This is a genomic window from Streptomyces sp. NPDC047061 (assembly GCF_040643955.1).
Classification (GTDB): domain Bacteria; phylum Actinomycetota; class Actinomycetes; order Streptomycetales; family Streptomycetaceae; genus Streptomyces.
Window position 1 is genome coordinate 153,663 of sequence record NZ_JBEYVI010000021.1, and the last position, 21,582, is coordinate 175,244.

The window sequence follows — 21,582 nt, forward strand, 5'->3', positions numbered from 1 at the left end:
GGTCCCCGCCCGCTGCCAGGTGCTGCCAGTACCAGCATCGGCGGGCTCTCGGCACCCGTACCGGCCCGCCGCCACGCTCGGACGCATGACGACGACAGCCCGGACGGGACCAGGTCCCGCACCGGCTCCGACCCCTGCCAAAAGTGAAGCACCCGGCACTGACAACCGGCCCCGGCTGCTCCTCGCGGTCGTCCTCGCGGCCCTGTTCATGGCCGTGCTGGACGTCTTCATCGTGAACGTCGCGGCCCCCACCATGGGTTCCGAACTCCACGCCTCCGGCGCCGACTTGCAGCTGGTCGTGGCCGGCTACGCCATCGCCTACTCCGTGCTGCTGATCACCGGCGCCCGGCTCGGCGACCGGCTCGGCCACGGCCGGGTCCACCTGGCCGGCCTCGCCCTGTTCACGACGGCGTCGCTCGCCTGCGGCCTGGCCCAAGGGGCCACCGAGCTGATCGTGTTCCGGCTGGTGCAGGGCGCCGGATCGGCGGTGATGATCCCGCAGGTCCTCAGCATCGTCCAGCGCTCTTTCACCGGCGAGGCCCGCATCCGGGCGCTCGGCGCCTACTCCGCGGTCCTCGCGGTCGGCGCCGCCGCCGGCCAGATCATCGGCGGTGTCCTGGTCAGCGCCGACCTGTTCGGCACCGGCTGGCGGCCGGTGTTCCTCGTCAACGTGCCCGTCGGCGCCGTACTCCTCGTCCTCGGCCGGCGCGTCCTGCCGCCCGGCGCCGGAGCCGGTCCCGAGAGGGCACGCGGCCTGGACCTCCCCGGCCTGGTCCTGCTGGGGGCCGCCGTGTCGCTGCTGACGGTCCCGCTGGTGCTCGGCCAGGAGGAGGACTGGCCGCTGTGGTCCTGGCTGTCCCTGGCCGCCGCCGTGCTCCTGTTCGCACTGTTCTGCGGCTACGAGTCGAGGCTGGCCCGGCGCGGCGGCGCCCCGCTGATCGCTCCCCGGGTGCTCCGCCACCCCGGCATGGCCCTGGCCGTCCTGCGCATCCTCGCCGTCATGGCCGTCAACGCCGGATTCCTCTTCACGCTCACCCTGCACGTCCAGAACGGCCTCGGCTACAGCGCGCTGCGCGCCGGTCTCACCTTCGCGCCGACCGCCGTCGTCTTCGGCGCGGTCGCCCTCACCTGGCGCAGGTGGCCGGCCGCCTGGCAGCGGGTGCTGGCTCCCGCCGGGTTCGCCCTCGCCGCGCTGGGCGTGGCCGGGGTCGGGCTGGCCTTCCACGGGGGCGGCGACGGGGGCGCGTGGCTCTATCTGGCGTACGCCGGCGTGGGTGTGGGGCTCGCGCTCGCGTTCAGCCCCACGCTCACCGCCGCGCTCGCAACCGTGCGCCCCGAGGACGCGGCGGACGCCAGCGGACTCCTCGCGACCGTCACCCAGCTCGGCCAGCTCATAGGGGTCGCCGCGTTCGGCACACTGTTCTTGAACCGGCTTGAGTCAGTTGGGGGCCCGCGGGCGTATACCTCTGCGGAGGCGCTGTCAGCCTGTGCATGGGCGCTCGCCGCGACGGCGGCCGCGGGTGCCGTGTCCGGACTGGTACTGAGGCGTCGCTGACCGTATTGGTCCGGCCGTGGCAGAATCAAACGGCCGGAAGGGGGCGCGGCCCGACGGGAGGAGTAGCGATGCCTGCGAGCATCCTTGAGGAGGGCGGCCACCTCCTCGGTGCGTCGTTGATACGGGACACGATCACCCGGCTGCTCTGCCCTTCCTGCGGTTCCGCGCATGTCGCCCAAGTACTCGGCGACAACGGCGGGATCTCCTACGTGTGCACGGCCTGCGGCCACAGCTGGAGCTGATCGATGGGTGCACACAGGCGGAAGTGCGACTGGTGCGGGAGCGGCACCCCGATCGTCCGCGACATGGAGCCGATCAACCCCGACTACCAGTACTGGTGCGAGGAATGCGCGCGGGCGCTGATCATAAAAGGCGACCCGATCGAGACCTACCGTGAGCTGGAGGGCGAGCCGATCTACGGCCGTCTCCTCGAAGAGCACTGCACGCTCAAACGGTTCTATTCGTTCGTCACGGCCTGAGCGGGGCCCGGCTTCGGCAACGAAGTCCGGGCGATCGCGAGGAACAGCACCCCGGCGACCGTGTAGAGCCCGGACAGCGTCAAGGCGACGGTGTCCTGGTGCAGTTCGGGCCGCCCCTGGCCGTGCGGCACCCACCACAGGGCGTAGGAGCAGAAGACCAGCAGCGTGACCGCGGCCGCTGTCCGCCGCCCGCGCGTCCACAGCAGCAGCACCACCGGTACGCACCACACCCAGTGGTGCGACCAGGACACCGGGCTGATCAGCAGCGCGGTCACCGCGCAGACGGCCACGGCCCAGGCCCGCCGGCCCCGCAACTCCACCGTCACCGCCACCGCGAGCCCCAGGACGGCCGTCAGGGCCGCCGCAGCGGCCCAGAGGGCTCCCGGGTCGGGAGTGTGCAGCAAGCGCGCCAGAACGCCGCGCAGGGCCTGATTCGCGGTCTCCTCGGCCCGCCCCACCCGACCCGTGCGGAACACCATCCCGGTCCAGAACCGCCACGAGTCGTGCGGCAGGACGGCCGCCGCCAGCAGGGTCGCCCCCACGAAGGCGGCGGCCGCCCCGCGCGCGTGCCGCAGCCACGGGCCGCCGTCCCGTCCTGCTAGGCGCGCGGTCAGGCCCGTGGCGAGCAGGAACACCGCGAACAGGGCGGGTGTCAGCTTCACCGCGGCCGCGAGTCCCACGCCCACCCCCGCCCAGCGGTCCGGGCGTTCGGGGGGACGACGTGACAGATCCCACAGCACCAGCGCGGCCAGCAGCAGATTGACCTGCCCGTAGCGCACGGTCGTCCACACCGGCTCGCACCACACCGCGGCCGCCGCGACCCACAGCACGCGCTCCACGCGCGCGTGCCCGACGAGCCGCATCGACAGCCCGACGAACACCAGCAGCAGGGCGAGATTCGCGGCCGTCGCCAGCGTGCGCATGCCCGTGACGTCCAGCACCGTCAGCGGGGTGAACAGCAGAGCCGCGAACGGGGGGTAGGTGGACGGCAGATGAGCCGCCGTCGTACGCAGCGCGTAGAGATCGCCGCCCGCGCGGACCGTCGCCCCCTCCGCCCGGTAGACCATCAGGTCGATCATCGACACGTGCGCGGCCCGCTGGGCCAGCCAGAACGCCGTGAACGACAGGAGACACGCTCCCAGGGCCACCGGCACCCGGCGCCGGGTCTCGGAGAACGCGATCACGGTCACGAAGTCCGACACTAGCCTCCGTATCCGTACAGAACGGAAACGATTTGGTGGTGCACCCCTTCGACCGTGTAATGTTGGCGTCGCCGCCGGGGAAACCGGGCGGAACAGGACAAGGGGCTATAGCTCAGTTGGTAGAGCGCCTGCATGGCATGCAGGAGGTCAGGAGTTCAATTCTCCTTAGCTCCACAGAAGTCGAAGGCGGACCATCCGAACGGATGGTCCGCCTTCGACGTTTTCGCGGAATCACTCGGAAATATCGTCCGAGGGAACTTCGTTCGCGGGTTCGTCCCGCACGCGTGGGGCGGGCCACCCGACCAGGGTGACCCGCCCCACATGCGTGCCGTGAAATGTGCGATCAGCGTCCCAGCGCCCGGCGGCCGCGGCCCTGCGAGAGCACCGGCAGGTTCTTGGCCGGCGCCTGCGAGCGCGTGTCCTCCTCCAGGCGCAGGGCGAGCGCCGGGCAGCGGCGCACCGCGCGCAGCGCCTTGGCCTCCGCGAACCGCGGCACCTTCGCCTGCGCGACCGTCGGGAAACCGTCCGCGCCCAGCTCGAAGACCTCCGGAAGGATGTCCGCGCACAGACCGTGGCCCCTGCACAGTGTCCAGTCGACGTAGATCTTCTGACGGCTGCCGCCACCGTTGTCCTCGGGCTCGCCGCCGCCCGGGATGCCCGAAGGCATCTTGCCGTCCTCGAAGAGCGGCAGAACGCCCTCCACGGGCCGCCCGCAGCCGTTTCCGAGAACGTGCGCGGCCAGGTCGTCGGTGAACGCCTTGATCGTCGACTCGAGGAACATCGCGGAGCCGTCCGGGTGCGAGCACGCGCCGCGCCGCTTCACGTTCTTCGCGACCTGCTTGAGCGCCTCCAGGGCGGCCGGTCCGCCGCCGTTGAGGATGTCCTCCATGCCGCGCGCGGCCGCGGGCAGGCCCAGGTAGCAGGGACCGCACTGTCCCGCGCTCTCCTCCGCCAGCCACTGGGCGACCCGCAGCGACTCGCCCAGCGGGCAGGTCTCCTGCGTGATGGGCAGGATGGCGCCGGCGCCGAGCGCACCGCCCACCGCGTCGAGCGAGTTGCGGGAGACGATCGCCTCGTTGACCGTGGCCGCGTCGATCCACTTGCCGTGGTAGCCGCCGGTCAGCACACCCTGCGGCACCGGCGGGGCGCCGGCCAGCTGCAGGACGTAGCGCAGCGGCACGCCCGTGGGGACCTCGATCACCATCGGGCGGGCGACCGCGCCGGATACCGTCAGCATGACGGTGCCCGGCTCGTCGTACAGGCCGGTGTTGCCGTAGCGCTCCGGGCCGATGCGCGCGGCGATCGCCAGCTGCGCGAACGTCTCCGCGTTCGACAGCAGCGTGGGCGCGCCGCCGACACCGTTCTGCGAGGCGCTGGTCTTGCGGCCGGGCGGGATCGCCGGGCCGCCGTCGATCGAGCGGATCAGCGACGCGGCGGCGCCGGTGACCATGCGGACCGGGTTGCGCTGGACGAACGCCTTCAGCGCCGAACGTCGGCCGTTGCTCAGACCGCGCTCGGCGAGCGCCTGCTCCATGGAGCGTTGCGTGGACTCCCGGGTGACCCCCACCACGAGCGTGCGGGCACCCAGCGCCTCGGCGCACAGCAGCGCACCGTCAAGGATCAGATGCGGGGCACGGTTGATCAGCACCGTGTCCTTGCGGCAGGCCGGTTCGTCCTCACTGCCGTTGACGACGACGACCGGCCGTACACCGCGCTTGATCGCCGCCTCGGCGACCGAGCGCAGCTTCTTGTGGAAGGGGAAACCCGCGCCGCCGCGGCCCTTCAGGTTGATGCGTTCGGAGAGCTGCGCGAGCTGCTCCCCGCCCAAGGGTTCAAGCGGCCCGTGCACCTTGAGGTGCATGGGCAGATCGAGTCTTTCGACAAGGTCGAAGCCCGACGTGAGCTGCGGAAGGCCGACCACGCGGACTTCTGGGACGTCGGGCAGGGCCTCGTTCACCTATAGCCTCCGGAAGGCGTGTTCCAAGGTTCGCCCGAACCCGGGGCGTCGAAGGACGCTCCGGGCGGTGGTTCGTTGGCGGGACCGCTGTTGTACGTGTCATTCGAGTTGTACGTCCCGTACCGGGCATTCGTCTCACCCGTGTCGTACACGTCACGTCCGACCGTCCCGCCGGCGCCCGGATTGCCATAGGTCGGGATGTTGTATCCGGTGTCCTGGAGCGGGTCGTACGTGGACCGGGGGGCCTCGCCGACCGGCGGCGGGGACGGGATCGGCCAGCTGCCCGAGGTGCTCGACGGGCCGTCCATGCGCTCCATGCGCGCGGTCTGGCCGGCCGCGAACGGCGACTGGGGCTGGCCGGGCGCAGCCGTCGCCCGGTAGGCGGCGGCGAAGCCGGACGGATCGGGGCCGGGTGCGGCGGCCGCGGCGGACGGGAACAGCGGGTTCGACTGCGAGGTCGCCGTGTCGGCGCGCGACGGCCTCGGCTCGCGCTCGCGCATGGTCTCGTAGCCCGGGTACCCGGAGTCGCCCGCGCGGGCGCGGCTGGCGTCCAGGTCGTCCAGCTCCGGCCGCTCCGAACTGCCGAGGACGGAGACGAGACGGTCGGCGACCCTCCGCTTGAAGGGACGTGGGGCGGCGCGCAGTGCCAGTGCGGCCATCACGCCGACCAGGCACAGGTCGTACGAGATCATGAAGAACGGCTTCGCCGCGCGGCCCGCGTACAAGCCGTGGATCAGTGCGGCGCACCAGGCCGGGTAGGCCAGCATGTGCATGGCCCGCCAGCGGGCGGCGACGACGGCCGGGGCGGCGAAGTTGCTGCGCAGGGCGCCGGTGACGCCCACGAAGATCATCAGCAGTCCGGCCAGCGAGCCGAGCCCGATCAGGCCGGCGCTTCCGGTGACGCCGAGCGAGAACGGAATGATCGCGGCGATCACCACGGTGTGATCGAGGGCGATCTTCGTGACGATGTGCACCAGCAGGAACGCGATCGAGGCGACCGCGGTCGTCCGGTGCACCGCCTGGCCGACGATCCGCTGGCGGGTGTTGAGGAAGATGCGGTCCTGTGCGACCAGGCCCCAGATCACCGAGCAGCTCAGCGAGACGAGCGAGAGCACGCCCGCGCCGAAGTTCAGGAACGACTGGAACTGGCTGCCTCCGGTCAGCACGACCACGGGTATGAGCAACAGAACGACAGCGGACGCCACCCCCCAGGCCGAACGGCCTGGCTTGGGAAGCGTGCTGTTACTACGACGAGGGTTCATGGGGGCAACTCCGAGCAGTTCGGGAAAGCGGTCCCGGTGCCGCAGCCTAAGTGGCGCCATACCGATCAGTACGAGGTTTGAGTTATTGCGTTGTTATCAAAGGGCCGTGCGGTCCTTGTGATGTCCCTTAGCGGACGTTACGCGAACTAATTTTTGAACCTGGTTCAACTCTCGTCCCGATGGTCGCCTCAGACGCACGTGTCAACCGTTGATACGCAAGCGCGTCGCGGCTTGCTCAACGCCTGCGGTACCCTGGCGCCATGCGTGCCGTACGCCTTCTGCTTAGCGGGCCGCGCTGATCAGTCCCGACCGCCGGACGAAACGGTTGGTCGGCATCGGCGCGGCGTCCCCTCCTGTGCGAGGGGATTTTTCGTTTCTAGAACGTTCGCAGCCGCAGGCAGAGACGACCGATGGAGCTTTGAGGATCATGAGCGAGACGAACCCCGCTGCCGCCGCCACGTCGGCGGAGGCAGCGCCGCACCGCTACACGGCTGCTCTGGCGGCCGACATCGAGGCACGCTGGCAGGACTTCTGGGACGCCGACGGCACCTACGCGGCGCCGAACCCCACGGGCGACCTGGCCGGTGCCCCCGCGCTGGTCGCCAGGCCCAAGAAGTTCATCATGGACATGTTCCCGTACCCGTCCGGTGCGGGCCTGCACGTCGGCCACCCCCTGGGCTACATCGCCACCGACGTCTTCGCCCGCTTCCAGCGGATGAACGGCCACAACGTCCTGCACACCCTGGGCTTCGACGCCTTCGGCCTGCCCGCCGAGCAGTACGCCGTGCAGACCGGCACGCACCCGCGCGTGTCCACCGAGGCCAACATCGAGAACATGAAGGTCCAGCTGCGCCGGCTGGGCCTGGGCCACGACAAGCGCCGGTCGTTCGCCACGATCGACCCGGACTACTACAAGTGGACCCAGTGGATCTTCCTGCAGATCTTCAACTCCTGGTACGACGACGAGGCGAAGAAGGCCCGCCCGATCTCCGAGCTGATCGCCCAGTTCGAGTCCGGTGAGCGTGCCGTACCGGGCCACACGCGCGCGTGGAACGAGCTGACCGCCACCGAGCGCGCCGACGTCCTGGGCGAGTTCCGCCTGGCCTACGCCTCCGACGCGCCGGTCAACTGGTGCCCCGGCCTGGGCACCGTGCTGGCCAACGAGGAGGTCACCGCCGACGGCCGTTCCGAGCGCGGCAACTTCCCCGTCTTCAAGGCCAAGCTGCGCCAGTGGAACATGCGCATCACCGCCTACGCCGACCGACTGCTGGACGACCTGAACGAGCTGGACTGGCCCGAGGCCATCAAGCTGCAGCAGCGCAACTGGATCGGCCGCAGCGAGGGCGCTCGCGTCGACTTCCCGATCGACGGCGAGAAGATCACCGTCTTCACCACCCGCCCTGACACCCTGTTCGGCGCGACCTACATGGTGCTGGCTCCCGAGCACCCGCTGGTCGACCGGTTCGTCCCGGCGGCGTGGCCCGAGGGCACCCACGACGTGTGGACCGGCGGCCACGCCACCCCCGCCGAGGCCGTCGCCGCGTACCGTGCGCAGGCCGGCGCCAAGTCCGACGTGGAGCGGCAGGCCGAGGCCAAGGACAAGACCGGTGTGTTCACCGGCGCGTATGCGACCAACCCGGTCAACGGCGACAAGATCCCGGTGTTCATCGCCGACTACGTGCTGATGGGCTACGGCACCGGCGCGATCATGGCCGTACCGGCCGGCGACCAGCGTGACTTCGAGTTCGCGCGCGCCTTCGAGCTGCCGATCGTCTGCATCGTCGAGCCGCCCGACGGCCGCGGCACCGACACGTCGACGTGGGAGGACGCCTTCGCCTCGTACGACGCGAAGATCATCAACTCCTCGCACGACGACATCAAGCTGGACGGCCTGCCGGTCGCCGAGGCCAAGGCCCGTATCACCGAGTGGCTGGCCCGCAAGGGCATCGGCGAGGGCACCGTCAACTTCCGGCTGCGCGACTGGCTGTTCAGCCGCCAGCGCTACTGGGGCGAGCCTTTCCCGATCGTCTACGACGAGGACGGCGTCGCCCACGCGCTGCCCGAGTCGATGCTGCCGCTGGAACTGCCGGAGGTCGACGACTACTCGCCGCGCACCTTCGACCCGGAGGACGCCGACACCCGGCCCGAGACCCCGCTGTCGCGCGACGAGGACTGGGTCAACGTCACCCTGGACCTGGGCGACGGCCCGAAGAAGTATCGCCGCGAGACCAACACCATGCCCAACTGGGCCGGTTCCTGCTGGTACGAGCTGCGCTACCTGGACCCGCACAACAGCGAGCAGCTGGTCGACCCGCAGATCGAGCAGTACTGGATGGGCCCGCGCGAGGGCATGCCGCACGGCGGTGTCGACCTGTACGTCGGCGGCGCCGAGCACGCCGTGCTGCACCTGCTGTACGCCCGTTTCTGGTCGAAGGTCCTGTACGACCTGGGGCACGTCTCGTCCGCCGAGCCGTTCCACAAGCTGTTCAACCAGGGCATGATCCAGGCCTACGTCTACCGCGACGGCCGCGGCTTCCCGGTGCCCGCCGCCGAGGTCGAGGAGCAGGACGGCGCCTACTACTACCAGGGCGAGAAGGTCACCCGCCTGCTGGGCAAGATGGGCAAGTCCCTGAAGAACGCGGTGACTCCCGACGAGATCTGCGCCGAGTACGGCGCCGACACGCTGCGCCTGTACGAGATGGCGATGGGTCCGCTGGACGTCTCCCGGCCGTGGGACACGCGCGCGGTGGTCGGCCAGTTCCGGCTGCTGCAGCGGCTGTGGCGCAACATCGTCGACGAGTCCACCGGCGAGGTCACCGTCACCGACGCCGAGGCGGACGAGGAGACGCTGCGCGCCCTGCACAAGGCGATCGACGGTGTCCGCCAGGACCTGGAGGGCCTGCGTTTCAACACGGCCATCGCCAAGGTCACCGAGGTGAACAACCACCTGACGAAGGCGGGCGGCGCGCTGCCGCGGCAGGTCGCCGAGCCGCTGGTGCTGATGATCGCGCCGCTGGCCCCGCACGTCGCCGAGGAGCTGTGGCGCAAGCTGGGCCACACCGACTCGGTCGTGCACCGGGACTTCCCGGTCGCCGACCCGGACTACGTCGTCGACGAGACCGTGACCTGCGTCGTTCAGATCAAGGGCAAGGTCAAGGCCCGCCTGGAGGTGTCGCCGGCCATCTCCGAGGAGGAGCTGGAGAAGGTGGCGCTGGCCGATGGGACGGTCGTGAAGGCGCTGGACGGCGCCGGGATCCGCAAGGTGATCGTGCGCGCGCCGAAGCTGGTGAACATCGTCACGGCGTGACACCGCCGACCGCCTCCGGGTGGTCCCCTACGGACAGGTTCGGGGTTTTTCTGGAACTCCGGGCCTGCCCTTTGCGTTTACCGTTGTGGAGCACAGCCATCCACGCCGTGCCCGGAAACGGCCGGGGTGGTGGGCAGCGAGGAGGAGCACCGTGGAAGCAGTGATCGCCGTATTCGCCGTGCTCTTCCTGCTCTTCGTCGCCGGTGGGGCGTACGTCACCTTCAAGGCCGTCGGTGCCGCCAAGCGCGGGGTGGACCGTACGATCACGCAGGCCCGGCGCACGGTCGAGGAACACACGCTGCGCGCCAAGTCCATGGTCCAGATCGGCCCGGCGGGCGAGATCGCCCAGCTCCGCCTCGCCCTGCGCACCTCGATGCGGGCCACCCAGGACGCGTTGTACGTGGGCGTCGCCGAGGACGAGTCGCTCAAGGAGTCCCTCGGCCTCTTCCAGCGCCTCAGCGCGCACGGACAGGAACTGGACGGCGAACTCAGGCGCCTGGAGTCCGAACCGGACCGGGCCACGCTCGCCACGCGCCTGCCCGAGCTGCGCCGCCGCACCGAGCGCATCACCGAGTCCGCGGACGCGTTGCGCTGGGCGGCCCGGGACCGGGCCCGCCGCTTTGCCGACGACGATCTCGACACCCTGAGCACCCAGATCGGCGTCGAGGCGGACGCCCTGCGGCACTGGACCCGGCCGGATCCGGCCGCGCAGACCCCGCCGTGGCCCGAGGCCGCCGTCGGCCCCGACGACCGTCAGACCTGGCCCGAGCAACCCCGGTCCGCCGCGGCCGAGGACCCGGTGCAGCCCGCGATCACGCCGCCCGGCCGCCCTCGGGTGTACCCCTGGCAGAAGAAGCCCCGGCCGGAGAGCACCACTTGACACGGCCGGTCCAGGTCCGGGCCGCCGGGGGCGGGCTGCCGCGCCCGGGCTACGCCAGGTAACCTCCAGCTCATGTCCCGCCATGTCGCGATCGTCACCGATTCAACGGCCTACCTGCCGCCGCGGACGGTGGAGCGCCACGGCATCACCGCGGTACCCCTGACCGTGGTCCTCGGCGACCGGGCGCTCGAAGAGGGCACCGAGATCTCGACGCGTTCCCTGGCCCAGGCCCTGCAGAAGCGGCGCCCCGTGACCACGTCCCGGCCCAGCCCGGAGGTGTTCGCCGAAACGTACCGCAGGGTCGCCGCGGCCGGGGCCACCGGCATCGTCTCGCTCCACCTGTCCGCCGAACTGTCGGGCACCTACGACGCGGCGGTTCTCGCCGCCCGCGAGGCACCCGTCCCGGTGCGCGTGGTGGACACCGGGATGGTCGCGATGGCCCTCGGTTTCTGCGCGCTCGCGGCGGCCGAGGCCGCCGAGGCGGGCGGCACCGTCGACGAGGCCGTCACGGCGGCGGAGAAGCGGGCCGCCGGCACCACCGCGTACTTCTACGTCGACACCCTCGACTATCTGCGCCGCGGCGGCCGCATCGGCACCGCCCAGGCACTGCTGGGCTCCGCGCTCGCCGTGAAGCCCCTGCTCCAGCTGGACGGCGGCCGGATCGAGCTGCTGGAGAAGGTACGGACGGCGTCCCGGGCCATCGCCCGCCTCGAGGAGCTCACCGCCGAGCGGGCGGGCGGTGCCGAGGTGGACATCGCCGTCCACCATCTCGCCGCCCCGGACCGTGCCTCGGCCCTCGCCGACCGGCTGCGGGCTCGGGTGCCCGGGCTGGTCGACCTGCACGTGAGCGAGGTCGGCGCGGTCATCGGCGCGCACACCGGACCCGGGCTGCTCGGGGCGGTCGTCTCGCTGCGGTGACCTGCGGGCCCGGGGCGTGAGCGTCGGCACCATCACTCGTACGAGTGGCGGAGTTGTCCACAACCCGGCCGCGATCCACGGAAACCGACCAAGATCATCGCGGATCGGCGGGAAGCCCGATCCTCGTCGCATGGCACTTCGATCACGCTCACACGAGACACATGCGACCAGTGGCCCGGGCCGGGGCCCCACCTCCGACGGCCGTACCCGGCACCGGCGGTCCCCGGTCCGGGCCCGCATCCGGCACCGCCCCGCCCCGGCGGACGAACTGCGCCGCCGGGCGGAACTCCTCTTCGGCGAACGGGCCGTCGCCGGGCCGCCGGTGCCCGGGCAAGGACCGCCCGCCGCGGAGACGGTGACCGGCACCGGTGCGGCGACCGGACTGACCGCGGCCACGACCGCGGTGCGCACGGCCACGGCCGGAGTGCGCACCGCCGCGGCAGCCCTGTCCACGGCGGCGGCCGTGATGTCGTCGGCCCGTGCGCTCGCCGGTGAGGCCACGGCGCGGCGCGGGCCGGCGCCGCCCGGGCTGCGGTCCCGGGTCGGGCTCGCTGTACGGGAGCGGATGCCGGTGTGGCTGCAGACACGCTGCGGCCTCGAACGCCGGGGCGCGGTCGCCCTCGGGGCGGTTCTCGTCGTTGCCGCGGCGCTGGCCGTGCAGCACTTCTGGGCGGGCCGCACCGAGTCCGTGAGCGCACCGGAGGTGGTGCGCGCGGAGGCGCCGTACGAGAAGAGCGGGGAGGAGGGACCGGCCCCGGGCGCCCCTGCAGCTGCCGGAGCCGGAGCCGGAGCCGGTGCCGCCGGTGCGCCCGGTGCGCCCGGTGCGCCCGGTGCGCTCGGCCAGAACGGTGGAACCGGCACGTCCGGGGCGGAGATCGTGGTGGATGTCACCGGGAAGGTCCGTGATCCGGGTGTGCACACGCTGCCAGCCGGTTCCCGGGTGACCGACGCGCTGCGGGCGGCGGGCGGGGTGCGGCCGGGTACGGACACCGACGGACTCAACCGGGCCCGCTTCCTGACGGACGGCGAACAGATCGTGGTCGGGGGCCCCGCCCCGCCGGCCGCACCGGGCCAGGCCGTGGGCGGTGCCGCGACGGGAGCCGGCCCGTCGCTCCCCGTCTCCCTGAACACCGCGACCGTGGAGCAACTCGACGCACTGCCCGGAGTCGGCCCGGTGCTGGCCCAGCACATCGTCGACTTCCGCACCCAGCACGGCGGTTTCCGTTCGGTCGACGAGCTTCGCCAGGTCAGGGGCATCGGTGACCGCCGCTACTCCGATCTGCGGGACCTGGTACGGCCATGAGGCGCGTGACCGGCGGCGCGGCTCAGAGACAAGTGGGCGGACACCGGGCCGGGTCCGCCAGTCCGGGGCAGCGGCCCGGGACCGCGCACGACCGGCGCGCGCGGCACGACGCGCGGGCCGACCTGCGGCTGGTGCCGCCCGCGCTGGCCGTCTGGGTGACGGCCGCGCTGGCGCTGGACGCGCCGCCCGGGTGGACGGCCGGGACCGCCGTCGCCTGCCTGGTCGCCGGGGCGGCCCTGTTGCGGCTCGGCCGGGCGCGCCCCCGGCCCGGGACGGTGGCCGTCGGCGTCGGAGCCGACGCCGACGTCGGGGCCGCCCGGCCGGCCTGGCGGCAGGTCTCGGCCGGCGCGCTGCTCCTCTGCGTCGCGGGGGCGGCCGCAGCCGCGGGGCTGCACGGGGCGGACGTACGCCGAGGGCCGGTTCCCGAACTGGCCCGCGACTACGCCACCGTGACCGCGGAGGTGGAGCTCACGGGTGACCCCTGGGCCGCCCGGCCGCGCGTGCGGGGGGACCACGCCACCCCGGCCGCGGTGCTGGTGCGCGGTGAGGTACGGCGGGTGGAGCGGGCTGACGGGGCCGCGCTGACGACGCGTTCACCGGTCCTGGTGGCCGTGGACACGGGGGTGCGGGCGCCGGGTGGTGGCGGCCGGGCGCGTTGGCTCGGGCTGCTGCCCTCCACGCGGCTGCGGGTGAGCGGGCGGCTGGCGCCGGCCACGGCCGGCGGGGACCGGGTCGCGGCGCTGCTGCGGGTACGGGAGCGCCCCGCGCCGATGGTGGTGGGGGAGCCGAGCGGGCCGCAGCGGCTGGCCGGGCGGTTGCGGGCCGGTTTGCGGGAGGCGACCGACGGGCTGCCCGAGGACGCGCGGGCGCTGCTGCCCGGACTGGTAGTCGGGGACACCTCACGGATCACCCCGGAACTGGACGAGGCGTTCGAGGCGACCGACCTTGCGCACACCCTCGCGGTGTCGGGCAGCAACCTCACCATCCTGCTCGCCCTGCTCGTCGGACCGCCGGGACTGGCCCAGCAGACCGAGCGCCGGGGGCTGGCACCGCGCCTCGGGCTGTCGCTGCGGGCGACCGCGCTGTTCGCGTCGGCGCTCACGCTCGCCTTCGTCGTCGTGTGCCGGCCGGACCCCAGCGTGCTGCGGGCCGCGGCCTGCGGAGCGGTCGCTCTGCTCGCCCTGGCGACCGGTCGCCGCAGGTCCCTGGTCCCGGCCCTGGCGACGGCCGTTCTGCTGCTGGTCCTGTACGACCCGTGGCTGGCCCGCAGTTACGGCTTCCTGCTGTCGGTGCTGGCCACCGGTTCGCTGCTGATGCTGGCGCCCGGGTGGAGCGAGGCGCTGCGGCGACGCGGGGTGCCGGAGCGCCTGGCCGAGGGGCTGGCTGCGGCCGCGGCGGCGCAGGCGGTGTGCGGGCCGGTGGTCGCGGTGCTGTCGGCGCGGGTGAGTCTGGTGGCGGTGCCCTGCAATCTGCTGGCGGAGATCGCGGTCGCGCCGGCCACGATCCTGGGGTTCGGGGCGCTCGTGGCGGCTCCGGTGGCGATGCCGGTGGCCAAGGTGCTGGCGTGGTGCGCCGGTTGGCCGGCCGGGTGGATCGCGGGGATCGCCCGGGCCGGCGCCGGACTGCCGGGTGCGGGCGTGGACTGGCCCGGGAGCTGGGCGGGGGCGCTGCTGCTGGCCGGGGTGACGGTGGGCGTCGTACTGCTGGGGCGGCGGCTGCTGCGGCATCCGTGGTGGTGCGGGGTGCTGGGGGTGCTGCTCGTGCTGCTGGTGGTACGGCCGGTGCCGCTGACCCGGGTGATCACGGGCTGGCCGCCGCCCGGCTGGCGGTTGGCGATGTGCGACGTCGGGCAGGGCGACGCGACCGTGCTCGCGGCGGGCGCGGGTACGGGCGTGGTGGTGGACGCCGGGCCCGATCCGGCGCTGGTCGACCACTGCCTCCGGGAACTCGGCATCACCCGGATCCCGCTCGTGATCCTCACCCACTTCCACGCCGACCACGTGGCGGGGTTGCCCGGGGTGCTGCGCGGGCGGGAGGTGGCGCAGATCGAGACGACCGGGTTCGGGGAACCCGCGGACCAGGCCGAGTTCGTCAGGAGGCAGGCCGCCGAGCACCGGGTCCCGGTCGTGCGGGCGGTCGCCGGGGAGCGGCGCAGGGCCGGGCCGCTGGAGTGGCAGGTGCTGTGGCCGCCCCCGGACCCGGCCCCGGAGCCGGACGGGCCGAACGACGCCAGTGTCGTCCTGCTGGTCCGGTCGGCCGGGCTGCGGATGCTGTTGCTCGGGGATCTCGAACCCCCGGCCCAGCAGGAGCTGCTGAGATCACCGGCCGCCGCCGTCCTGGGCCGGGTGGACGTGCTGAAGGTGGCCCATCACGGGTCGGCGTATCAGGATCCGCAGTTGTTGCGGTTGGTGGCGCCACGGGTCGCGCTCATCTCGTGCGGGGCGGACAACCCTTATGGGCATCCGGCACCGGGCACGGTGGCCGAGCTGCGGGCCGTGGGGGCGGTGGTGCTGCGGACCGACCGGGACGGGGCGCTCGCCGTGACCGGCGGTGGCAGGGGCGGGAAGGCGGGGGAGTTGCACGTGGCGCGAGACTGAGGGCATGAACTCGGTGAACCCCGCGCAGATCGGCGCCTACCTCCACCGGCTCGGAGCCGACCGTCCGGCCCGGCCCACCGCGGAAGCCCTGCGCGAGCTGCATCTGCGGCACCTGCGGACCGTGCCGTTCGAGAACCTGTCGATCCACCTCGGCGAGGAGATCGTGCTCGACGGGAAGCAGTTGCTGGACAAGGTGGTGGGCGCGGGCCGCGGCGGGTTCTGCTACGAACTCAACGGTGCCTTCTCGGTGTTGCTGACCGCACTCGGTTTCGAGGTGACGCCGCTGGCGGCGCGGGTGTACGGGGCGGAGGGGCGGCTCGGGATCCCCTACGACCATCTGGCGCTGCGGGTGCGGACGGTGGACGGGAGCGAGTGGCTCGCCGACGTGGGGTTCGGGGCGCACAGCCACTACCCGCTGGCGTTCGCGGAGCGGGGCGAGCAGGCCGATCCCGGGGGTACGTTCCGGATCGCGGCCGCCGGGCCGGACGCGGCCGGGGTACGGGGTGAGGACGGCGCGGCGGCCGGGGATCTGGACGTGCTGAGCGGCGGGAAGCCGCAGTACCGGCTGGAGATCCGGCCGAGGGTGCTCGGGGACTTCACGGCCGGGGCGTGGTGGCACAGCACCTCGCCGTCGTCGCACTTCACACAGTCGCTGGTCTGCTCCCGGGTCACCGGGGACGGCGGGCGGATCACGCTCAGCGGGCGGACCTTGACCGAGACGGCGGCTGACGGGGCGCGCGAGGTACGGGAGTTGGAGCAGGACGAGGAGGTGCTCGGGGTCTACCGGGAGCGGTTCGGGATCCGGCTGGACTGTGTGCCGACTGTGCGAAATCCGGGGAAAGGCAGCCGGAATGGCTAATTCGGTCGTCGTGGGAGAACGTGTTTCTACTGGCGCGTAGCATGCTACTTGTGCGTAGTTCCGGCGCATGTGCCGGATTCCCGCGATGTGGGCCCGTGTTGCCCTGAAAGCCGCATCAGTGATCGAATGTTTCTTCGGTAACGGATGGTGGCGAGGCGTACAGGGGTGGCGAGGATGTTCGGCCGCTTGATGGGAAACCGAACGGACCGGGTGCAGCGGACGAGCCCCCTCGCGGCGGTGCAGACTCCGCCCGACGCCGGGGTGCTGAGCTGCCGGGTGCTCGACCCGGTCAACCAACCGGTGACGAACGCCGAGTTCGCGGTCAGCGACACCATGGGGCGCACGGTGGTCAGCGGGGGCACGGATCCCTACGGGTCGTTCGTGACGACCGTGCCGGCCGGGGAGTACCGGCTGGCCGTGTCCGCCGAGGGATTCACGCCGTACCGCGCCACCGCGCAGGTCGGCGAGAACTGCCTCGCCTCGCTCGGTGACGTCACCCTCCAGATCGCCCAGCCGCCGGAGCTGCCGGCACCCGGGGACTGGGAGATCGAGCCGACGCACTCCTCGATCGGTTTCACCGCCCGGCACATCGGACTGGCTCGGATCCACGGGCGGTTCAACTCGTTCGCGGGCGCGGTACGGATCGCCGAGCAGGTGGAGCGGTCCGCGATGCACGTCGTGATCGACGCCGCGACCATCGACACGGGTGTCCGGATGCGCGACGACCATCTGCGGTCGGCCGACTTCCTGGACGCGCAGCGGTTTCCGACGCTGGAGTTCTACAGCGACCGGTTCGTGCACAGGGGCGGCACCCGGTGGGCCGTCACCGGCGCGCTGTCCCTGCACGGCGTGACGCGCACGGTCACCCTCGACACGGAGTACCTCGGGCTGGGCAACGGCATGGAGGGCGAGGCACGGGCCGCCTGCCGGGCCACCACGGAACTCCACCGCGACGACTTCACCGTGAGCTGGCAGACCATGCTGGCGCGCGGGATCGCGGTGGTCGGGCCGAGCATCCGGATCGACCTGGACGTGCAGATCGTCCCGAAGGGCTGAGTCCGCCGGCGGTGCCCGAGAATGGGGCCGTGAGCGATGTGAGACATGTGCTGGTGCTGCCGGACCGCGATGCGGCGGAGGAGGCGTCCCAGGCCCTCGGGGAGCGGTTCGGGGTCGACGAGGAGCCGCGGCTGGTGCGGGACGCGCTGGCCGGGGAGGACGACGCGGAGGACGCCCAGTGGCTGGTGCTGCTCACGGACGGGCAGGGCCGGCTGGACCCGGCGGAACTGGACGCGTTCGCCGGGGAGTGGGAGGGATGGCGGGAGGAGCCGTAGGGGCCCCGTAGAGGCTGCGGGAGCGCGGGCGGCCCGGGGCCGGGGAAGGCGCGGCCGGACCCGTTGTCAGTGGGCCGTGGGATGCTTGGCGCGATGGCCAAGAAGACTGCTGATGACGATCCGCTTGCCCCGGTCACGCTGGCCGTGGGGCAGGAGGACCTGCTGCTCGACCGTGCCGTGCAGCAGGTGGTGGCCGCTGCCCGGGCCGCCGACGCCGACACGGACGTACGGGACCTGAACCCCGACCAGTTGCAGCCCGGCACACTCGCCGAGCTGACCAGCCCGTCGCTCTTCGCGGAGCGCAAGGTCGTGGTCGTACGCAACGCGCAGGACCTGTCCGCCGACACTGTCAAGGACGTGAAGGCCTACCTCGGGGCGCCCGCCGAGGAGATCACGCTCGTCCTGCTGCACGCGGGCGGGGTCAAGGGCAAGGCGCTGCTGGACGCGGCCCGCAAGGCAGGGGCCCGGGAGGTCGCCTGCCCGAAGATGACCAAGCCGGCCGACCGGCTCGCGTTCGTACGCAGCGAGTTCCGGGCGCTCGGGCGGTCCGCCACGCCCGAGGCCTGTCAGGTGCTCGTCGACGCCATCGGCAGCGATCTGCGGGAGCTGGCGTCGGCCGTGACCCAGCTCGCCGCGGACGTCGAGGGGACCATCGACGAGGCCGTCGTCGGGCGGTACTACACCGGACGGGCCGAGGCGTCGAGCTTCACCGTCGCCGACAAGGCCGTCGAGGGACGGACCGCGGAGGCACTCGAGGCGCTCCGCTGGTCGCTGGCGACCGGAGTCGCGCCGGTACTGATCACCAGCGCGCTCGCCCAGGGCGTACGGGCCATCGGCAAGCTGTCCTCGGCGCGCGGCGGACGCCCCGCCGATCTCGCGCGCGAGCTGGGCATGCCGCCGTGGAAGATCGACCGGGTACGGCAGCAGATGCGGGGGTGGACGCCGGACGGGGTCGCGGTGGCGCTGCGGGCCGTCGCCGAGGCGGACGCGGGCGTGAAGGGCGGCGGGGACGATCCCGAGTACGCCCTGGAGAAGGCCGTGGTGACCATCGCGCGCGCGGCGCGGTCACGAGGCCGGGGGTAGCGAGACCACAAGAGCAAGGAAGCAAGAGCAGAGAAGAAGGGGGCGCGGGGGCGCCCGGGCATGCCGAAGGCCCCGGTGCCCGCCCTGGGGAAGGGCGAGGCGCCGGGGCCTTTGGTTCAAGCTGTCGATCGACGCCCGCGTGGCGAACGCAGGCCGCGCGTCGATCCTCGGGTGCCGGTCGGGGGCGGATGAGAGAGGGCCCGCCCGGGTCCTTCCGGCGTCAAATCAAGGGTTCAGCCCTTGAGGGAAGCAACCTTGGAAGCAAGCGCCGACTTCTTGTTGGCGGCCTGGTTCTTGTGGATGACGCCCTTCGAGACGGCCTTGTCGAGCGCACGCGCGGCAGCGCGCTGCAGCTCGGTGGCCTTCTCGACGTCACCCGCGGCAGCGGCCTCACGGGCCTTGCGGACCGCGGTCTTCAGGGAGGACTTGACGGCCTTGTTGCGCAGCCGAGCCTTCTCGTTGGTCTTGATCCGCTTGATCTGGGACTTGATGTTCGCCACGAATGAGCCTTTTCAGGTTCTGGCACGAGCCCGTGAAGGTCCCGTACCGATGATTTCTTGAAGATGTGCCTCGCGCTGAGAGGGCATGAGACACAGCTGCCCACACTACCAGCGGGCAGGAGAATGGCCCAAACCGGTCCCCGGTTCCTCTCCATGGGACCATGGAGACTACGTATTGATCCGACCCGAGGCATAAGGCGCCTCAAGAGACAGGACCCTGCGTGCCCGCGACCCCTAACAATGTGCCCGAGCCGAGCCGTACCGACCCGGCTCTGATCCGCAATTTCTGCATCATCGCGCATATCGACCACGGCAAGTCCACGCTCGCCGACCGGATGCTCCAGCTGACCGGAGTGGTCGAGCAGCGGCAGATGCGTGCTCAGTACCTCGACCGGATGGACATCGAGCGCGAGCGCGGTATCACGATCAAGTCCCAGGCGGTGCGTCTGCCCTGGGCCCCGACCGAGGGCCCGGACCAGGGCAGCACGCACATCCTCAACATGATCGACACCCCGGGGCACGTCGACTTCACCTATGAGGTCTCGCGGTCGCTGGCGGCCTGCGAGGGGACGGTCCTCCTCGTCGACGCCGCCCAGGGCATCGAGGCGCAGACCCTCGCCAACCTCTACCTGGCGATGGAGAACGACCTCACGATCATCCCCGTGCTCAACAAGATCGACCTGCCGGCCGCGCAGCCGGAGAAGTTCGCGGAGGAACTGGCGAACCTGGTCGGCTGCGAGCCGGACGACGTGCTGCGGGTCTCCGCCAAGACCGGCCTCGGCGTGGACGCCCTGCTGAACAAGGTCGTCAAGGAGATCCCGGCGCCGGTCGGCGTCGCCGACGCGCCCGCCCGCGCCATGATCTTCGACTCGGTCTACGACTCCTACCGCGGTGTCGTGACATACGTCCGTGTCATCGACGGCCAGCTCAACAAGCGCGAGCGCATCAAGATGATGTCGACGGGCGCCACCCACGAGCTGCTGGAGATCGGCACCAACTCGCCGGAGATGCTGTCCGCCGACGGACTCGGCGTCGGCGAGGTGGGTTATCTGATCACGGGTGTGAAGGACGTCCGGCAGTCCAAGGTCGGTGACACCGTCACCAGCCAGGTCAAGGGCGCCACCGAGGCGCTCGGCGGCTACAAGGACCCGAAGCCGATGGTCTTCTCCGGTCTGTATCCGCTGGACGGCTCCGACTACCCCGAGCTGCGCGAGGCCCTCGACAAGCTCCAGCTCAACGACGCCGCGCTCGTCTACGAGCCGGAGACCTCCGCCGCCCTCGGCTTCGGCTTCCGGGTCGGCTTCCTCGGTCTGCTGCACCTGGACGTGATCCGGGAGCGGCTGGAGCGCGAGTTCGGGCTCGACCTCATCGCCACCGCGCCGAACGTGGTCTACCGCGTGGTCATGGAGGACCGGACCGAGTTCACGGTCACCAACCCGAGCGAGTTCCCCGAGGGGAAGATCAGCGAGGTGTACGAGCCCGTCGTACGGGCCACGATCCTCGCGCCGACTGAGTTCATCGGCTCGATCATGGAGCTGTGCCAGACGCGGCGCGGCACCCTGCTCGGGATGGACTACCTGTCCGAGGACCGGGTCGAGATCCGGTACACGCTGCCCCTCGCGGAGATCGTCTTCGACTTCTTCGACCAGCTGAAGTCGAAGACCCGCGGATACGCCTCGCTGGACTACGAGCCCACCGGCGAGCAGACCTCCAGCCTGGTCAAGGTCGACATCCTGCTGCACGGCGACAAGGTCGACGCGTTCTCGGCGATCACCCACAAGGACGCGGCCTACGCGTACGGCGTGCGGCTCGTCGCCAAGCTGCGCGAGCTCATTCCGCGGCAGGCCTTCGAGGTGCCCATCCAGGCCGCCATCGGCTCCCGGGTCATCGCCCGCGAGACCATCCGCGCCATCCGCAAGGACGTCCTCGCCAAGTGCTACGGCGGTGACATCTCGCGTAAGCGGAAGCTGCTGGAGAAGCAGAAGGAAGGCAAGAAGCGGATGAAGATGGTGGGTTCCGTGGAGGTTCCGCAGGAGGCCTTCATCGCGGTGCTCTCCAGCGATGACAGCGCGGGATCGGCCAAGAGCAAGAAGTAACCGCGGGTAATAATCCGTCGCGGGCGCAAATCGGGTACAACGGGGGTCCGCCGTGCGAAAGTGCGGCGGACCCCTACGCGTGCGTAGCGTCGCTCTGCGTGGACCGTGCGGCGAAACAGACAGGCCGATGCCCCTTACGTACGGGCCGGTCGCGGCTTACTCTGATCCCTGCTCGATAGTTACTCGCGAGTTAAACAACCAGCGCGAACCCCACCGTGAGTAAACCCCAGCCGCACTGAGCCAGCCGCACCGT

General features: G+C 71.7%; 17 protein-coding genes and 1 tRNA gene. 14 read left to right on the forward strand and 4 right to left on the reverse strand.

Annotation, left to right across the window (positions count from 1 at the left end; translation table 11 throughout):
- Positions 1–85 precede the first annotated feature (85 nt).
- The 3 genes from ABZ887_RS27895 (at position 86) to ABZ887_RS27905 (ending at position 2,034) form a co-directional block, all read left to right on the forward strand.
- Complete coding sequence (locus tag ABZ887_RS27895) at positions 86–1,555, forward strand: MFS transporter (RefSeq protein WP_361294540.1); 1,470 nt, start codon at positions 86–88, stop codon at positions 1,553–1,555.
- Positions 1,556–1,623: 68 nt separating this feature from the next.
- Positions 1,624–1,797, forward strand: coding sequence for a hypothetical protein (locus ABZ887_RS27900; protein ID WP_361294543.1), 174 nt, complete (start codon positions 1,624–1,626; stop codon positions 1,795–1,797).
- A 3-nt stretch (positions 1,798–1,800) separates the two neighbouring features.
- A complete protein-coding gene (locus ABZ887_RS27905; RefSeq protein WP_006136074.1) occupies positions 1,801–2,034 on the forward strand; it encodes a hypothetical protein in 234 nt (77 codons plus the stop codon).
- Here the strand turns inward: ABZ887_RS27905 and ABZ887_RS27910 are convergent.
- Positions 2,013–3,224 carry a glycosyltransferase 87 family protein gene (locus ABZ887_RS27910; protein ID WP_361294546.1) on the reverse strand — a complete coding sequence of 404 codons (1,212 nt, stop codon included), beginning with the start codon at positions 3,222–3,224 and terminating at the stop codon, positions 2,013–2,015. The genes ABZ887_RS27905 and ABZ887_RS27910 overlap by 22 nt on opposite strands.
- Before the next feature lie 113 nt (positions 3,225–3,337).
- Between ABZ887_RS27910 and ABZ887_RS27915 the strand changes: the two genes are divergently transcribed.
- Positions 3,338–3,410: transfer RNA gene (locus ABZ887_RS27915), tRNA-Ala, on the forward strand.
- A gap of 169 nt (positions 3,411–3,579) precedes the next feature.
- On the opposite strand, the gene ABZ887_RS27920 is transcribed toward ABZ887_RS27915, so the two are convergent.
- Together ABZ887_RS27920 and ABZ887_RS27925 are read right to left on the reverse strand one after the other, a co-directional pair.
- Complete coding sequence (locus tag ABZ887_RS27920; protein ID WP_293995625.1) at positions 3,580–5,193, reverse strand: NADH-quinone oxidoreductase subunit NuoF family protein; 1,614 nt, start codon at positions 5,191–5,193, stop codon at positions 3,580–3,582.
- Positions 5,190–6,455 carry a cytochrome b/b6 domain-containing protein gene (locus ABZ887_RS27925; protein ID WP_361294550.1) on the reverse strand — a complete coding sequence of 422 codons (1,266 nt, stop codon included), beginning with the start codon at positions 6,453–6,455 and terminating at the stop codon, positions 5,190–5,192. Before ABZ887_RS27925 ends, ABZ887_RS27920 begins: the two co-directional genes overlap by 4 nt.
- A gap of 427 nt (positions 6,456–6,882) precedes the next feature.
- Here ABZ887_RS27925 and leuS point away from each other — a divergent pair, with 427 nt between their 5' ends.
- The 9 genes from leuS (at position 6,883) to holA (ending at position 18,733) form a co-directional block, all read left to right on the forward strand.
- Entirely contained in the window at positions 6,883–9,762 is a 2,880-nt protein-coding gene (gene leuS, locus ABZ887_RS27930; RefSeq protein ID WP_361294553.1) for a leucine--tRNA ligase, read from the forward strand.
- Between the two features lie 151 nt (positions 9,763–9,913).
- Entirely contained in the window at positions 9,914–10,642 is a 729-nt protein-coding gene (locus tag ABZ887_RS27935; RefSeq protein ID WP_361294556.1) for a hypothetical protein, read from the forward strand.
- Positions 10,643–10,714: 72 nt separating this feature from the next.
- The gene (locus ABZ887_RS27940) at positions 10,715–11,560 is read left to right on the forward strand and encodes a DegV family protein (protein ID WP_361294559.1); all 846 of its coding nucleotides are present in this window, start codon (positions 10,715–10,717) and stop codon (positions 11,558–11,560) included.
- Positions 11,561–11,690: 130 nt separating this feature from the next.
- Positions 11,691–12,863, forward strand: coding sequence for a ComEA family DNA-binding protein (locus ABZ887_RS27945; protein WP_361294562.1), 1,173 nt, complete (start codon positions 11,691–11,693; stop codon positions 12,861–12,863).
- A complete protein-coding gene (locus tag ABZ887_RS27950; protein ID WP_361294565.1) occupies positions 12,860–15,460 on the forward strand; it encodes a ComEC/Rec2 family competence protein in 2,601 nt (866 codons plus the stop codon). The genes ABZ887_RS27945 and ABZ887_RS27950 overlap by 4 nt, the downstream gene beginning before the upstream one ends.
- Before the next feature lie 13 nt (positions 15,461–15,473).
- Positions 15,474–16,319 carry an arylamine N-acetyltransferase gene (locus tag ABZ887_RS27955; RefSeq protein ID WP_361294626.1) on the forward strand — a complete coding sequence of 282 codons (846 nt, stop codon included), beginning with the start codon at positions 15,474–15,476 and terminating at the stop codon, positions 16,317–16,319.
- Between the two features lie 174 nt (positions 16,320–16,493).
- Positions 16,494–17,375 carry a YceI family protein gene (locus ABZ887_RS27960; protein ID WP_361294568.1) on the forward strand — a complete coding sequence of 294 codons (882 nt, stop codon included), beginning with the start codon at positions 16,494–16,496 and terminating at the stop codon, positions 17,373–17,375.
- Between the two features lie 29 nt (positions 17,376–17,404).
- Positions 17,405–17,650, forward strand: coding sequence for a hypothetical protein (locus ABZ887_RS27965; protein WP_361294571.1), 246 nt, complete (start codon positions 17,405–17,407; stop codon positions 17,648–17,650).
- A 93-nt stretch (positions 17,651–17,743) separates the two neighbouring features.
- A complete protein-coding gene (gene holA / locus ABZ887_RS27970) occupies positions 17,744–18,733 on the forward strand; it encodes a DNA polymerase III subunit delta (RefSeq protein WP_361294574.1) in 990 nt (329 codons plus the stop codon).
- 233 nt (positions 18,734–18,966) lie between these two features.
- Here holA and rpsT read toward each other — a convergent pair whose 3' ends face one another.
- Positions 18,967–19,233 carry a 30S ribosomal protein S20 gene (gene rpsT, locus ABZ887_RS27975; protein ID WP_089106790.1) on the reverse strand — a complete coding sequence of 89 codons (267 nt, stop codon included), beginning with the start codon at positions 19,231–19,233 and terminating at the stop codon, positions 18,967–18,969.
- Between the two features lie 221 nt (positions 19,234–19,454).
- On the opposite strand from rpsT, the gene lepA reads away from it, so the two are divergent.
- Positions 19,455–21,329 (forward strand): translation elongation factor 4, encoded by a 1,875-nt coding sequence (gene lepA / locus ABZ887_RS27980; RefSeq protein WP_361294577.1) that lies wholly within the window; start codon positions 19,455–19,457, stop codon positions 21,327–21,329.
- Positions 21,330–21,582: the final 253 nt, after the last annotated feature.

Coding starts and splice junctions, on each gene's coding strand:
- ABZ887_RS27940 (WP_361294559.1), top strand. CDS start 10,715: ATGTCCCGCCATGTCGCGATCGTCACCGATTCAACGGCCTACCTGCCG.
- holA (WP_361294574.1), top strand. CDS start 17,744: ATGGCCAAGAAGACTGCTGATGACGATCCGCTTGCCCCGGTCACGCTG.
- leuS (WP_361294553.1), top strand. CDS start 6,883: ATGAGCGAGACGAACCCCGCTGCCGCCGCCACGTCGGCGGAGGCAGCG.
- ABZ887_RS27950 (WP_361294565.1), top strand. CDS start 12,860: ATGAGGCGCGTGACCGGCGGCGCGGCTCAGAGACAAGTGGGCGGACAC.
- ABZ887_RS27895 (WP_361294540.1), top strand. CDS start 86: ATGACGACGACAGCCCGGACGGGACCAGGTCCCGCACCGGCTCCGACC.
- ABZ887_RS27905 (WP_006136074.1), top strand. CDS start 1,801: ATGGGTGCACACAGGCGGAAGTGCGACTGGTGCGGGAGCGGCACCCCG.
- ABZ887_RS27960 (WP_361294568.1), top strand. CDS start 16,494: ATGTTCGGCCGCTTGATGGGAAACCGAACGGACCGGGTGCAGCGGACG.
- ABZ887_RS27925 (WP_361294550.1), bottom strand. CDS start 6,455: ATGAACCCTCGTCGTAGTAACAGCACGCTTCCCAAGCCAGGCCGTTCG.
- ABZ887_RS27945 (WP_361294562.1), top strand. CDS start 11,691: ATGGCACTTCGATCACGCTCACACGAGACACATGCGACCAGTGGCCCG.
- ABZ887_RS27900 (WP_361294543.1), top strand. CDS start 1,624: ATGCCTGCGAGCATCCTTGAGGAGGGCGGCCACCTCCTCGGTGCGTCG.